The following is a 13,126-nucleotide window of genomic DNA, read 5'->3' on the forward strand; positions in this document are numbered from 1 at the left end:
TCCGCTTCGCCAGCGTGCGCGCGCTGAAACTCGGTTGGGCATGGCGGAAATGCCGTTGCCCGCGCCGGGACGGCTCGCCGCGCTGGCCATTCTGACACGGATCGAGGGGGCGGGCTATCGCCCCCTCGGTGCTGCGATGAGCCTCGATGATAGGGGCGACATTCGCGGCCATCTCTCGGCGGGCTGCATCGATGCCGATATCGAACACCACCTGAACAAGGTCGCGCAGGACGGCTGCACCCGGCATCTGCGCTACGGCGAGGGCTCGCCCTTCATCGACCTCGTGCTGCCCTGTGGCGGGGCGCTCGACATCACGGTGATCCCGGCCCCGCCCGTCGTCGATCAGGAGCGCATGGCCGAAGCGATCGACGCACGGATGCCTTTGTCGCTGCACCTGTCGGGCACGCAGGGCACCCTGACGCTCGAGCCGCAACCCGAAACCGATCTGAGCCTGCACCTCGTGCCCGAGCCGCGTTTCGTGATTTTCGGCACCGGGGTGGAGGCCGAGACCTTTGCGCAGCTTGCCGCGGGCGCAGGCTATCAGGCCGATCTGATCATGCCCGATCCAGTAAGTCTGCCCGGCGTGACGAGCCATGAATTCCGCCGCAGCGATCCGCTTGGAGACATCGCGCCCGACCCGCGCATGGCGGCGCTGTTGTTCTTCCACGATCACGAACGGGAAATCCCGATCCTCGCGCAACTTCTGGAGAGCGACGCGTTCTTCATCGGCGCGCAGGGCAGCCGCCGCACGGCGCGTCAGCGCGCAGTGGCGCTGCGTCGCAAGGGGCTGTCGGAGGCCGCGATTTCGCGGCTGCGCGGCCCGGTCGGCCTGATCGAACAGGCACGCGAGCCGCGGCTGTTGGCGGTCTCGGTGCTGGCCGAAGTGCTGCAACTCGCGCGGGTCTGAGACTTGGCGCGCAAGATCATGGGCGTGGTCTTGGCGGCAGGCGCGTCGCGGCGCTTCGGCGCGCGGGATAAACTGGCCGCGCGCGCGGGCGGAGAGGCCGCGCTTGTGCTGCGGTCCGTGAAGACGCTTCGGGGCCTTGGCCTCGCGCGACGCGCTGCGATCACCCGCAGCCCCGGGCTTCCCGAAGAGCTGCGTGGCGCGGGCATCGACCTTCTCTGCATCGGAGCGGGGCGCGCCCAGAGCGCGAGCCTGCACCGCGCGATCCGCGCTGCTCAAGCCAGTGGCGCGAGCCATCTGCTGATCGTCCTCGGCGATATGCCCGAAGTCTCGCGCGCGCATCTGCGCCAGCTTCTCAAGACACCCGGTCCCCACCCAGCGATGGCCACTTCGGACGGTCGCCTCGCGCCGCCGGCGCTGATCCCGCGCAGGCTGTTCGGTGCGGCTTTGCGGCTGACGGGCGACCGGGGCGCCGGGGCGTTGCTGCGTCGCGCGCCGGACCTGCGACGCGTTGCGCTACCGCCCGGCACGCTCCGCGATATCGACCGGCCTGAAGATCTTCGCAACGCCCCACAATAGGCCTGCGGAACGGGAACTGCGCCGATACGCCCGGCGTTTTTGCTCCATGAAAGACCTGCCCGATCTCGTCTATTATCCCGATGACCGACCCGGCATCACGCGCAGGCGTTGCGGGCGCGGGTTTTCCTATATGGCCCCTGACGGGACGACCATCGCGCGCGGCACAGAGCGCAAACGGATCGAGGCACTGGCCGTGCCGCCCGCCTATGAAGATGTCTGGATTTGCCCGCGGCAGAACGGCCATCTGCAGGCGACGGGCCGCGACGCGCGGGCGCGCAAGCAATATCGCTATCACCCGGACTGGACCGAGTTTCGGTCGCAGAGGAAGTTCAACCGGCTCGCGGAATTCGGCACCGTCCTGCCGCGTCTGCGCCGGGCGATCCTGAGCGATCTGCGCGGCCATGATCCCGGGGATCGGGCCTTCGCGCTGGCCGCAGTCCTCGCCTTGTTGGACCGCGCCGCGATCCGCGTCGGCAATGCCGATTACGCGCGCGAGAACCGCAGCTTCGGCGCGACCACGCTGCGCGGCGCGCATATGACGCTCGACGGCGGTACGCTGCGGCTGGCCTTCACCGGCAAGGGCGGCACGAAGATCGAAAGCGAGCTGCGCGACAGGACGTTGGAGCGCGCGCTGACGCAGCTCGACGATCTGCCCGGGGCAGAGCTGATCACATGGATCGACGAGGATGGCGACCCGCATTCGGTACGCTCGGAGGAGGTAAACGCCTTCCTCGCCGACCGTACCGGCGCCGAGGGGCTGACCGCTAAGACCTTCCGCACGTGGAACGGATCGGCGGCAGCCTTGGAGGCCGCGCTGCGTCAGGCGGATGACGGGCGGGTGACGATCAAGGCGATGGCAGAGGCCGCCTCTGAGCGACTGCACAACACGCCCACGATCGCGCGCAACTCCTACATCCACCCGCAGGTGATCGCGCTGAGCGAGGCGGAGCCGGAGGCGCTTGTCGCTCTTGCGCAAACCGCGCCGGCGATCGACGGGCTGCGCAAGGCCGAGGCGCAGCTACTGCATCTTCTCGACGGCGGCACGCGCTGAGCGCGCCGTTCACACCACCTCACGCCTCAGTGCAAAATCGCGAGCGTCGCGTGATCCATATCACGGCATTCCCCGTATCTCCTGCACGATCCACAACCGGATTTGCCCACGATCCAACACAGGGAGAAAGAGAATGCTGAGAAGAACCTTCATGGCCGCAGTGCTCGCCGGTACCGCGCTCGTTTCCGCCCCCGCCCATGCCGACAATCATGGCGGAATGGATATCGTCGACACCGCGGTGAACGCTGGCAGCTTCGAGACGCTCGTGGCCGCCGTGCAGGCCGCCGGTCTGGTCGAGACGCTCAAGGGCGAAGGCCCCTTCACCGTCTTCGCACCCACGGACGAGGCTTTCGCAGCCCTGCCCGAAGGCACCGTCGACGACCTGCTCAAACCCGAGAACAAGGACAAGCTGACCTCGATCCTCACCTATCACGTCGTGCCCGGCAAAGTGATGTCCGGCGATCTGAGCGACGGGATGATGGCCAAGACTGTGCAGGGCTCGGAAGTCATGGTGAAAACCGACCCCGCCGTGATGGTCGATGAAGCCAGCGTGACCCAGGCCGACATCGAAGCCAGCAACGGCGTGATCCACGTGATGGACAAGGTGATCATGCCCAAGTGACGGGCTTATGTGAAAAGCCCCAGTGACGGGGAGGTCTGCCGGAAGGTCCCCCTCTTGGCAGACCGCTCCCGGGCCGTTCGCGCAACTTCGGATGCGCGGGCGGTTTCTTTTTAGGGGTGCCAGCGGGGCGCGCAGATCGGGGCGGGTCAGGCGTAAGAGCTCAGAAGGGTGCCGCTCCCGCTCGGATCACCGCTCCCGGGGACGACCTCGCTCTGGCTCGGCAGATCATCCTCGTGAATAACCGGCGCATCGGTCATCCGCGACAGGTTCTGCGCGATCGCCTCAATTGCGGCATGGCACGCGTGATCTCCATTGTGCTTGGGCACGAAGATCCGCGTCAGATTGTGCGCCTGCATGATGTAGGACAGCACATGCGCGATCGAACCATGCTCCTCGGGATCGGACAGCGCCCCATCTTCATAGGTCAGGAAAGACGCACAGATCGGCGTCGCGCCACAGGCACCGAGCCGGGCGATCAACTCGCCACGCCCGCCGCCTTCCTGAGACAGGCAAACGATATGGGCACGGTCGCCCTTGAGAGCTTCGATGAACGCCCCATGGCAATCGAGATCGCAATTTTCGGGGTGGAGCATCAGAACGAGCGCGCCCTCCTCCGACGCGGTCGGCTTCATATTTCGTGACATCATGGTCATATCAGACCTCCTCCTTTGAAATAGAACGATGCGCGCCGGGGTCGAATTCCCGGCCCTCTTCTCCGCGCAGCCATTCGGCGGCGCGTCCGGTAATGCGCAAAGCGGGTGTGCAGGCGGCGAGCTGATCGAGGAAGCTGCGCGCCCAAGCGCCGGTATCGGTCGCCTCGACAACCTTCAGGCAGGCCGCGTGGCGCGCCTGACGTTCCTTCAACGGCATGGTCAGAGCACGACGGATCGCCGTGGCGGTCTCGTCGACGTCATGCGGATTGACCAGCAGTGCCTCGGTCATGTCCTCGGCGGCGCCCGCAAAGCGCGACAGCACCAGCACGCCCGGATCGTCCGGGTCCTGCGCTGCGACATATTCCTTCGCCACGAGGTTCATCCCGTCGGCAAGCGGCGTCACCAGCGCCGCCCGTGCGCCGCGCAGTAGCCCCGCGATCTCGTCGCGCGGCACCGGGCGGTGCAGGAAGCGGATCGGCGCCCAATGGACCTCGCCGAAGCGCCCGTTCACCTGCCCCGCGATCTGCTGCAGGTCGGCGGTGATCTCCTGATAGGCCCGCACGCTTTCGCGCGACGGCGGCGCGATCTGCACCAGCGAGGCGCGCGGCCCCGTGTCGTAGGTCTCCAGATAGCGCTCGAACGCGCGGAAGCGTTGCGGCAAGCCCTTGGAGTAGTCGAGCCGATCGACGCCGATGACATAGGCATCTCCGAACAATTCGTGCGCGGGCGGCGGCGCGCAGTCCTGCGCCGCCCGGGCGAAGCTCTCAGCTGAAATGCCAATCGGGAAAGACCGGACGGACACCTCCTGCGCGCCGAATTTGATCGCGCCGTTGGGCAGCATTTCTGCCCTCGGATCGGCGCGGAACATCTCGAGGCATCGCGCCACGTCAGCCCGCGTCTGCAGGCCGACCAGGTCGTAATGCGCCAGCCACCGCGCGAAGGCGGGCGGGTCGGGCAACACATCGAGATCGGTGATGTTGGGGAAAGGAATATGCAGGAAGAAGCCGATGCGGTTGGTCACACCCAACCTGCGCAGCTCCTCCGCCAGCGGGAAGAAATGGTAGTCGTGAATCCAGATGTGATCCTCGGGCGAGATCACCTCGGCCATCTGCTCGGCGATCCGACGGTTCACGCGCAGGTAGCCTTCGTCGAAGCTGCGATTGATCTCGACCAGATCGGTGCGGTGATGCGCGATCGGCCAGAGCACGGAATTCGCGAAGCCGAGGTAGTAGGCCGCGCGGTCTTCCTCGGTCAGTCGGAAGGCGAGCTTGTCATATTGCGTCCCGCCCATATCGATGAGGGTGGGCTCTTCCGGGCCCGTTTCGGGATGCGCCCCGATCCAGATGCCGCCTTTCTCACGCAGCGCCTCGTGGAGCGCCACCACGAGCCCGCCCGAGGGCGTGGCCTCGGAAGGGATACGGTTGGAGACGACGATGAGGCGGGCGAACATGACGAAAGAGACCTCCGAAATTGGGCGGCTGAATGGGTTTGTCCCTGTTGGGATGTTTCGCCCGAGCAACTCCTCCTTACGCATGGCAGTTCCTCTCTCTGAGGGCGAAAACAGCCTCTCAGCCGAAAAAAGTTCACATCTTTAACATAAGACAATAAACCGGCTCACCGGGATGCATTTTTTTACACATTTTCAAGCCCTTCCGCGATGTTTTGTGACATCTCTCCCAGCTCGCGCGCATGCGGCGCCGGACACATGGCGGGTGACAATTTCTCCGCCGCGACGCGCTTTGGGTACGGAACCACGGCGCGGGCGACAGGTTGGCCTGTCACACGACACAAGCCGCGACGGAGAGCACCATGTCAGACCCCGGACCGCATCGCGCCGACCATGCGGACCCCAAGCCGGCCGGACTGCGCGCGCGAGCCTCGCGCGAGCGGGTTGCCTTCTGGCTGCCGATCGCGATCTTCGCGCTTCTGGTGCTGATCGCGCCCGATATTCTGCTGCTGGTCTTCGCGGGACTTCTGGTCGCGGTCTTCCTGCGGATGGGCGGCAATGCCATCGCGCGCAGGCTGCACATCCGCGAAGGCTGGGGGCTCGCGCTCTATTCGATCATCTTGGTCTGCCTCGCGGTTCTGTTCTTTCTCTATGCCGCGCAGGGCCTTTCCGATCAGCTCGACCAACTTACCACCGCCCTGCCCAAGGCGATGAAACAGGTGCAGGATTTCATCGACTCGCATGGCTGGCTGCATTCGATCACGCGCTCGATCGACCTCGGCTCGATCGCCCCGTCGAGCAAGGGGGCCGCCACGACCGTGATGATGTCGATCGGCGTGATCGGGAACGCGATGCTGATCCTGTTCATCGGTGTGTATGGCGCGGTGGAGCCGCAGCTCTATCGGCGCGGGATCGCCGCACTCTTCCCCTCCTCCAAGCGTGACTGGGTCGTCGCGAGCTTCGCGACCGGCTGGGCGGCGCTGTCGGGCTGGCTGTTTGCGCAGCTGATCTCGATGACGGTGATCGGCCTGCTGACCTTTGTCGGGCTGTGGCTGCTGAACGTGCCGCTGGCGGCGATCCTTGCGATCCTTGCAGGGCTTCTGACCTTCATTCCGAATATCGGGCCGGTCCTGTCGGCGATCCCTGCCTTGGCGATGGGCCTGACGGTCAGCCCGATGACGATGCTTTGGGTGGTCGTCCTCTACCTCACGGTACAGGCGCTCGAGAGCAACCTGATCACGCCGCAGATTCAGGAAAAGGCGATGTCGCTGCCCCCGGCCCTCATCATCGCCTTCCAGCTTTTGATGGGCAGCTTCTTCGGTCTTCTCGGCCTTGCGCTGGCGACCCCGCTGCTGGCCGTTCTGATGATGATGACCCGGCGCCACTACCTGCCGCTGGTCAGGCCCGAGACCGCCTGATCACACGCCCTTTTCCAATTTCCGGAGCCCGTTTTGACGACCTTCCTGATCCTCCTCGGTGCCGCCATCGTTGCGATCTCGCTTTGGGACATTCTGCTCTGCGCGCTTGGTGCTGGCCAGTCCGGGGCAATCTCGCTGGCCATCGCACGGTTCGGCTTCAAGCGCATCCGCAGCTTCGGGCACACACGGCTCGCGCATCGCATCTGCGGCCCGGTGACGATGGCATGGCTCGGCGGCGTCTGGATCATCATGGTCGCTTTCGGCTGGAGCCTGATCTTCTTCGCCGCGACCCGGTCTCTGGAGACGACCAAGGGGCTCCCCGCGGCGAGCTTCGGGGACAGCCTCTCCTATGCGGGGCACCTGCTCTCGACGCTGGGTGGAGGTTACGCGACGCCCGCAGGCACCGGCTGGTCGCTGATCTCGGTCATCACGGGGGTGACCGGGATGCTGGTGCTGACGCTCGCGGTGAGTTTCGTCTTCTCCACCACGCAGGCAGCGGCGCAGGGCCGTGCGGTGATGGCGCTGGCCGAGGTCTTCCCACCCGGCTCCGACGAATTCACCGGGCAGTTTCTGCCGCAATTATCAAGCTACGTGGCACAGGTGAAATCCATCCCCTTCGCACTGTTCTACAGCACCGCGCGACCCGAGCGCCGCCTGCCGCGCGGCATCTATCGGCTCTGGCACGACGACCGGCTCACCGAAGACCAGCGCCGCGCGCTGCGGATCATCTTGCATGAATTTCCCGGGCTCGAAGGCGTCCCGCCCGAGCAGTTCGACGACACGCTCCTGCATTGGGCGAAGCGCCACGATCTGTGTCCGCAGGACATGACGCGCCGGGCGTGATGCGATGCGTGTAGATGGGCTGACGGCAAACGCGGTTTAGCCGAAACGCGCGATCTCGAACCCGGCCCCGGTCAGATGCCCGCGCAGCGCGCGCGCCATCGCCCGCGCCTCCGCCCCGTCGCCATGCAGGCAGACCGTGTCGATCTTGCAGGGGATTTCCTTGCCCGACGCGGTCACGATCGCACCTTTGCGCAGCATCGTCTCGATCCGCGCGCCGACCTCTTCGGCGTCGTGCAGAACCGCACCGGGTTTCGAACGCGCCACCAGCGAGGCGTCATCCTCATAGGCGCGATCGGCGAAAATCTCGCCCGCCCAATTGGCCTGCAAGTCGCGCGCGACCTGCTCCATCGCGGTTTGCGGCAGCACGACGAGGATGATGTCGGGCTGCACCCTCAGCGCCGCCGCATAGCAGGCGCGCGCGATCTCGGCATTCTCCGAGGCCATGTTCGACAGCGCGCCGTGCAGCTTGAAATGCCGCACTGCGCCGCCAGCCGCGCGGGCCATCGCCTGCGCCGCGCCCAGCTGATAGGTCACGAGATTGGTCAGTTCCTCGGCGCTGAGGTTGAGGCGACGGCGTCCGAAACCCTGCAAATCGGCGAAGCCCGGATGCGCGCCTATGCCGACGTCATTGGCCACCGCCGCGCGCATCGTCTGCGCCATCACATCCGGATCGCCCGCGTGAAAGCCGCAGGCGACATTGGCCGAGGAGATCACCTCCATCAGCGCCGCGTCGTTGCCCATGACCCACGGGCCGAAGCTTTCGCCGATATCGGCGTTCAGGTCGATCTTAGCCATTCTCTTCCTCCAACTCGCGCCCTACCGTCACGCCACTGATCAATTGGTAACCGAGCAGGTCATGAATGTCGTGCGGATCGCGGATCAGCGGCCGCAGCTTGGCGCGTTGCGCCTGCAGTTGCGCCTCCCAGCGCGGGGCCAGCGCGTCGGCCTCGTCCAGCGTCACCGCTTTGAACCGCAGCTTCGTCCCCGGCGCGGCCTGGGCCACGCGCGGCAGATCGCAGGGCAGCACGGTGCCAATCCGAGGGTAGCCGCCGATGGTCTGGCATTCGGCGAGCAGCACATAGGGCGTGCCCGCGCCCGTCATCTGGATATCCCCCTCGAAGATCACATCCGAGGCGAGCCCTTTGGCCATGTCCGAGGTGAGCGCGGGCGCATCGCTCTCGAGCGCCACGCCCTGACGGTTGCCCTGCCGCGCGCGGGTGAATTCGGTCGTGGTGAGCCGCGCGAAGGTATCCTCGTCGAACAGGCCCGTCTGCGGCCCCGGGATGATCCGCAGCGTGCCGCCCGAGAAACGGTCGTCCTGCGTGAGAACCATCGCGGGCGCGTCGGGTTCAGAGTCCATGCCCAGCGGCAGGCGCGCGCCCGATTCCAGCGCCGATCCGATCCCGGCGACGAGATGCGCCGAGCGGCTGCCCAGCACTTCGGGTGTCTCGATCCCGCCCGCGAAGGTGAGGTAGCCGAACATGCCTGCGCGTGCGGCACCGATCGACAGCACCTCGCCCGGTTCCATTCTGTGGCTCGCGCCCCAGCGCAGGGGGCGTCCGTCAAGCTCCGCCTGCATCGGCGCGCCGGTCAGCGCGATCCGCGTCGGGGCCGTGACCTCGAACCGCCCGCCGCTTACCGCCATTTCCAGCGCGGGAAGCGGTTTGCGCGATCCCAGAAGCGCCGCCGCCTCGACCAGTGCGAGCGGATCGACCGCGCCCCCGCGCGAGATGCCTTGCGCCATGCGGCCGGGGCGGCCCATGTCTTGCACGCTCACGCTTGGCCCGAGGGCGCGCAGGATCACCGATCCGCCGCTCATGACCGGACCTCGCAGCGCGCGCCGCCCATCGGATCGTCCGCTTTCAAAAGCGCGTCCATCTCGGTAACAGAGACCGGCGCGAGGCGAACCTCGTCGCCCGCAAGCAGCGGCACGGGGTCGCTTTGATCGGGGCGGAACACATCGAAGGCCGTCCGCGCGATCTGGTGCCAGCCGGTGGGCGAGGCATTCGCGAACAGCACCAGTTGGCGCACCGCCACGCAGAGCGCGCCTTTCGGGACGCGCGGGTTCAGTTCGGACCGGCGTGCGAGATTCCAATGCTCGGGCAGCAGACCGAGATAGGGTTGACCGGGCGCGAAGCCGATGGCGAGAACACTCAGCGGGATCGCGGTGATCTCGTCGATGGCCGCCTGAGGGGAAAGACCCGCAAGCTTCGCCGCCTCTTCCAGATCGGGACCGTGTTCGCCGCCGAACGCCACGGGCAGATGCCAGACGCGCTGCGCGGGATGCGGCGCCGCACTCTGCCAATCGGCCTCGGACAGCAGGATCTCGAGCCGCTGGGCCATCTCGGCCCGCGTCACCGCCTCTGGATCGAAACGCAGCAGAACCGACACGAGGCTCGGGACGATCTCGCGCAGACCGGGCAGATCGCTTTCCGTCACACGCTGATGAAAGCTCTGCGCCGCCGCAATCGCACGCGGCTCCGCGACCAGCGCGAACCGCACGAGCAGCCCGTCCCCGCCAGCCGGCAAAATCTGCGGCCTACGCGATTGGGCCGTTCCGGGCCGCAATGCTTCTTCGAGCATCATGTCAGGGCATCTCCACTGGCTCAGACCGCGATTTAAAAAGTTATCGTTGACTTTGATTTCATTTTACTGACAATTTGTCAACGTTATGAAAAGGAGGCGGACACGAATTCCGCCGCGACCCGACAGGAGAGAGATATGATCAGATTTGCTGCAAGCTTCGCGGTTGCGCTGGGGCTGGGCACGGCCGTTCAGGCGCAGACCTGGGACATGCCGACGCCGTATGGCGACACCACCTTCCACACCGTGAACATCCGCGACTTCGCCGAGGACGTGTCGAAAGCGACCGACGGCAAGCTGGAGATCAAGGTGCATTCGGCGGGCTCGCTCTTCCCGCATTCCGAGATCAAGAATGCCGTGCGCTCGGGCCAGGTGCCGCTTGGAGAATTCTTCCTCTCGACGCTCTCGAACGAGGATCTGGCTTTCGGCGTCGACAGCCAGCCCTTCCTCGCCACCAGCTACGATCAGGCCGAAAAGCTGTGGGAGGCGCAGAAGCCCGTCATCACCAAGCTTCTCGACAAGCAGGGCCTGATGCCGCTGTTCTCGGTGCCGTGGCCGGCGCAGGGCCTCTATACCAATGGCGAGATCAAGTCCGTGGACGACCTCGCGGGGCTGCGCTTCCGTGCCTATAACCCGGCGCTGGAAGAGTTTGCGACGCTCGCCAAGGCCGCGCCCGTGCAGGTCGAGGCAGTCGACATTCCGCAGGCCTTCTCGACCGGTCAACTGCAGGCGATGATCACCTCGCCCTCGACCGGCGCGAATTCCAAGGCCTGGGACTTCGTCGACACCTATACCAAGATCGACGCCTGGCTGCCCAAGAACATCGTCGTGGTGAACAAGCGCGCCTTCGACCGTCTGAGCGAAGACGAGCAGACCGCGGTGATGGACGCCGCCGCCACCGCGCAGACCCGCGGCTGGGAGATGTCTGAGAAAGAGGCCGCCGAGAAGACCGCCGTGATGAAGGAAAACGGCATGGCAATCGTCGATCCCAGCCCCGAGCTGGAAGCCGGGCTGAAGAAGATCGGCGACGAGATGCTGGCGAACTGGAAAGAGAAAGCCAGCCCCGACGCGCTTGAGGTGCTCAAGGCCTATCAGGGCAACTGAGCCCGCCCGATCCGGCCCTTCCGCGTCCCGCGCGGGAGGGCCTTTTTCGATGCTCACCCCCACTTCAAGCTTTCGGAGCTTTCGCCATGCGTCGCCTGCTCGATCAGGTCTATCTTCTGTCCGGAGGGATCGCGGCCGTCTCGATCCTCGCGATCTGCCTGCTGGTCACGGCACAGGTCGGGCTGAACGTGCTCGCCCGTCTGGGCGGTCCCGCCCTCTCCTACACGATCCCGTCCTATGCCGATTTCGCGGGCTACTTCCTCGCGACGGCAAGCTTCATGGCGCTGGCCCACACGCTGCGCCACGGCAGCCATATCCGCGTCAATCTCGTGCTGACCCGCCTGCCCGCGCGCGGCCAATGGGTCGCCGAGATCGTGGCGCTCGCGCTTGGCTTCGTGGCCAGCGTCTACGCCGTGTGGTTCGCGACGTCGCTGATGCTCGAGAGCCTGCATTACGGCGATATGTCCACCGGCATCGTCGCGATCCCGATCTGGATCCCGCAATGCACGATGGTGGTGGGGCTGGGCCTTCTGGCGCTCGCTTTCCTCGACACGCTGATCGAGAGCATCCGCGCCAAGCGCCCCGTGCTCGTCGATGATGTTTCGGAGTAAACCATGTCCGATCCAATGACCTTCGCAATTCTTCTGGGGCTGCTTCTGGTGCTGCTTGCGGGCGGCGTCTGGGTGGCGCTGTCGCTCTTGATCGTGGCGCTGGCGGGGCTGGCCTTCTTCTCCGGCGCGCCGACCGGGCTGGTGATGGCGACCACGCTTTGGGGCCACAGCCATAGCTGGCCGCTGGCGGCTCTGCCCCTGTTCATCCTGATGGGAGAAATCCTGCTGCGCTCACGGCTGTCCGAGGATATGTTCTCCGGCCTCGCCCCGTGGCTAGGCCGCGCACCGGGCCGCTTGCTGCATGTGAACGTGCTGGGCTGCGCGATCTTCGCCGCCGTCTCTGGCTCGTCGGCGGCAACGGCGGCCACGATCGGGCGGATGTCGGTGCCCGAGCTCACCCGCCGCGGCTATCCCGAGAGCCTGATCCTCGGCACGCTGGCGGGCTCGGCCACGCTGGGCTTTCTGATCCCGCCTTCGGTGATCTTGATCGTCTATGGCGTCGCGACCGAGCAATCCATCGCGCGCCTCTTCATCGCGGGCATCCTGCCGGGGCTGATGCTGGTGAGCCTGTTCGGCGGCTATGTCGCGCTGCGCGCCTGGATGAACCCTGCCGCGATCCCGCGCGAGGACATCACCCTGAACCTGCGCGAGAAGCTGCGCGCGTCGCGTCGCCTGATCCCGATCGTGATTCTGATCGGCGGCGTGATCGGCTCGATCTATACCGGCGTCGCCTCGCCCACCGATGCGGCGGCCGTGGGCGTGGTCTTCTCGGTGATCCTTGCGATGGCGACGGGCAGCTTCCGCTGGCGCGACTTCAAGGAGGCGCTGTTCTCCGCCACCCGCACCAGCGCGATGATCGCCTTCATCCTGCTGGCGGCCTCGGTGCTGTCGGTCTCGATGGGCTTCACCGGCATCCCGCGCAACCTCGCGGCGTGGATCGGCACGTTCGGGCTGTCGCCGATGACGCTTCTGGCGGTGCTGACGGTGTTCTTCATCCTGCTGGGATGCTTCCTCGACGGGATCTCGGTGGTGGTGCTGACCACCTCGATCATCCTGCCGATGGTAGAGGCCGCCGGGATCGATCCGCTCTGGTTCGGCATCTACCTCGTGCTGGTCGTCGAGATGAGCCAGATCACCCCGCCGGTGGGCTTCAACCTCTTCGTGATACAGGGCCTGACCGGCTACAACATCCTCAAGGTCGCCCGCGCGGCATTGCCCTTCTTCGGGCTGCTGTTGCTGGCGGTTCTGCTGATCACGCTGGTGCCGGGGATCGTGACTTACCTGCCCTCGCTGATGGGTAACTGACCGAAC

At 66.0% G+C, this 13,126-nt stretch carries 14 protein-coding genes; 9 read left to right on the top strand and 5 right to left on the bottom strand.

Annotated elements, in window-relative coordinates; all coding sequences use genetic code 11:
• Positions 1 to 40: 40 nt before the first annotated feature.
• The 4 genes from BMI86_RS04065 (at position 41) to BMI86_RS04080 (ending at position 3,156) form a co-directional block, all read left to right on the top strand.
• A complete protein-coding gene (locus BMI86_RS04065; protein WP_168173773.1) occupies positions 41 to 907 on the top strand; it encodes an XdhC family protein in 867 nt (288 codons plus the stop codon).
• Positions 908 to 910: 3 nt separating this feature from the next.
• On the top strand, positions 911 to 1,483 hold the full coding sequence (locus BMI86_RS04070; protein WP_078539860.1) for a nucleotidyltransferase family protein: 573 nt from the start codon (positions 911 to 913) through the stop codon (positions 1,481 to 1,483).
• Between the two features lie 46 nt (positions 1,484 to 1,529).
• Positions 1,530 to 2,534 (top strand): DNA topoisomerase IB, encoded by a 1,005-nt coding sequence (locus BMI86_RS04075; protein WP_078539861.1) that lies wholly within the window; start codon positions 1,530 to 1,532, stop codon positions 2,532 to 2,534.
• 133 nt (positions 2,535 to 2,667) lie between these two features.
• Positions 2,668 to 3,156 carry a fasciclin domain-containing protein gene (locus tag BMI86_RS04080; protein ID WP_078539862.1) on the top strand — a complete coding sequence of 163 codons (489 nt, stop codon included), beginning with the start codon at positions 2,668 to 2,670 and terminating at the stop codon, positions 3,154 to 3,156.
• Positions 3,157 to 3,302: 146 nt separating this feature from the next.
• On the opposite strand, the gene BMI86_RS04085 is transcribed toward BMI86_RS04080, so the two are convergent.
• Positions 3,303 to 3,809 (bottom strand): hypothetical protein, encoded by a 507-nt coding sequence (locus BMI86_RS04085; protein ID WP_078539863.1) that lies wholly within the window; start codon positions 3,807 to 3,809, stop codon positions 3,303 to 3,305.
• A 1-nt stretch (position 3,810) separates the two neighbouring features.
• Complete coding sequence (locus tag BMI86_RS04090; protein WP_078539864.1) at positions 3,811 to 5,259, bottom strand: trehalose-6-phosphate synthase; 1,449 nt, start codon at positions 5,257 to 5,259, stop codon at positions 3,811 to 3,813.
• A 359-nt stretch (positions 5,260 to 5,618) separates the two neighbouring features.
• Between BMI86_RS04090 and BMI86_RS04095 the strand changes: the two genes are divergently transcribed.
• The gene (locus BMI86_RS04095) at positions 5,619 to 6,674 is read left to right on the top strand and encodes an AI-2E family transporter (protein WP_078539865.1); all 1,056 of its coding nucleotides are present in this window, start codon (positions 5,619 to 5,621) and stop codon (positions 6,672 to 6,674) included.
• Positions 6,675 to 6,707: 33 nt separating this feature from the next.
• Positions 6,708 to 7,517 carry a hypothetical protein gene (locus tag BMI86_RS04100; RefSeq protein ID WP_078539866.1) on the top strand — a complete coding sequence of 270 codons (810 nt, stop codon included), beginning with the start codon at positions 6,708 to 6,710 and terminating at the stop codon, positions 7,515 to 7,517.
• A gap of 36 nt (positions 7,518 to 7,553) precedes the next feature.
• Here the strand turns inward: BMI86_RS04100 and BMI86_RS04105 are convergent, their stop codons facing one another.
• The 3 genes from BMI86_RS04105 to BMI86_RS04115 are packed head-to-tail and all read right to left on the bottom strand — an operon-like array spanning position 7,554 to position 10,103.
• Positions 7,554 to 8,312 (bottom strand): 5-oxoprolinase subunit PxpA, encoded by a 759-nt coding sequence (locus tag BMI86_RS04105; RefSeq protein WP_078539867.1) that lies wholly within the window; start codon positions 8,310 to 8,312, stop codon positions 7,554 to 7,556.
• Positions 8,305 to 9,336 (bottom strand): urea amidolyase, encoded by a 1,032-nt coding sequence (locus BMI86_RS04110; RefSeq protein WP_078539868.1) that lies wholly within the window; start codon positions 9,334 to 9,336, stop codon positions 8,305 to 8,307. The genes BMI86_RS04105 and BMI86_RS04110 overlap by 8 nt, the downstream gene beginning before the upstream one ends.
• Positions 9,333 to 10,103 carry an allophanate hydrolase subunit 1 gene (locus BMI86_RS04115; protein ID WP_143594675.1) on the bottom strand — a complete coding sequence of 257 codons (771 nt, stop codon included), beginning with the start codon at positions 10,101 to 10,103 and terminating at the stop codon, positions 9,333 to 9,335. Before BMI86_RS04115 ends, BMI86_RS04110 begins: the two co-directional genes overlap by 4 nt.
• A 135-nt stretch (positions 10,104 to 10,238) precedes the next feature.
• On the opposite strand from BMI86_RS04115, the gene BMI86_RS04120 reads away from it, so the two are divergent.
• From BMI86_RS04120 to BMI86_RS04130, 3 genes are all read left to right on the top strand, one after another.
• Positions 10,239 to 11,204, top strand: a complete 966-nt coding sequence (locus BMI86_RS04120) for a TRAP transporter substrate-binding protein (RefSeq protein ID WP_078539869.1) — start codon at positions 10,239 to 10,241, stop codon at positions 11,202 to 11,204.
• An 86-nt stretch (positions 11,205 to 11,290) separates the two neighbouring features.
• Positions 11,291 to 11,815 carry a TRAP transporter small permease gene (locus BMI86_RS04125; protein WP_078539870.1) on the top strand — a complete coding sequence of 175 codons (525 nt, stop codon included), beginning with the start codon at positions 11,291 to 11,293 and terminating at the stop codon, positions 11,813 to 11,815.
• A gap of 3 nt (positions 11,816 to 11,818) precedes the next feature.
• A complete protein-coding gene (locus tag BMI86_RS04130; RefSeq protein WP_078539871.1) occupies positions 11,819 to 13,120 on the top strand; it encodes a TRAP transporter large permease subunit in 1,302 nt (433 codons plus the stop codon).
• Positions 13,121 to 13,126 lie beyond the last annotated feature (6 nt).

Origin of the sequence: Thioclava sp. DLFJ5-1 (genome assembly GCF_002020115.1) — a bacterium.
GTDB lineage: Bacteria > Pseudomonadota > Alphaproteobacteria > Rhodobacterales > Rhodobacteraceae > Thioclava > Thioclava sediminum.

Coding starts and splice junctions, on each gene's coding strand:
- BMI86_RS04065 (WP_168173773.1), top strand. CDS start 41: ATGGCGGAAATGCCGTTGCCCGCGCCGGGACGGCTCGCCGCGCTGGCC.
- BMI86_RS04075 (WP_078539861.1), top strand. CDS start 1,530: ATGAAAGACCTGCCCGATCTCGTCTATTATCCCGATGACCGACCCGGC.
- BMI86_RS04080 (WP_078539862.1), top strand. CDS start 2,668: ATGCTGAGAAGAACCTTCATGGCCGCAGTGCTCGCCGGTACCGCGCTC.
- BMI86_RS04085 (WP_078539863.1), bottom strand. CDS start 3,809: ATGACCATGATGTCACGAAATATGAAGCCGACCGCGTCGGAGGAGGGC.
- BMI86_RS04090 (WP_078539864.1), bottom strand. CDS start 5,259: ATGTTCGCCCGCCTCATCGTCGTCTCCAACCGTATCCCTTCCGAGGCC.
- BMI86_RS04095 (WP_078539865.1), top strand. CDS start 5,619: ATGTCAGACCCCGGACCGCATCGCGCCGACCATGCGGACCCCAAGCCG.
- BMI86_RS04105 (WP_078539867.1), bottom strand. CDS start 8,312: ATGGCTAAGATCGACCTGAACGCCGATATCGGCGAAAGCTTCGGCCCG.
- BMI86_RS04110 (WP_078539868.1), bottom strand. CDS start 9,336: ATGAGCGGCGGATCGGTGATCCTGCGCGCCCTCGGGCCAAGCGTGAGC.
- BMI86_RS04115 (WP_143594675.1), bottom strand. CDS start 10,103: ATGATGCTCGAAGAAGCATTGCGGCCCGGAACGGCCCAATCGCGTAGG.
- BMI86_RS04120 (WP_078539869.1), top strand. CDS start 10,239: ATGATCAGATTTGCTGCAAGCTTCGCGGTTGCGCTGGGGCTGGGCACG.
- BMI86_RS04125 (WP_078539870.1), top strand. CDS start 11,291: ATGCGTCGCCTGCTCGATCAGGTCTATCTTCTGTCCGGAGGGATCGCG.
- BMI86_RS04130 (WP_078539871.1), top strand. CDS start 11,819: ATGTCCGATCCAATGACCTTCGCAATTCTTCTGGGGCTGCTTCTGGTG.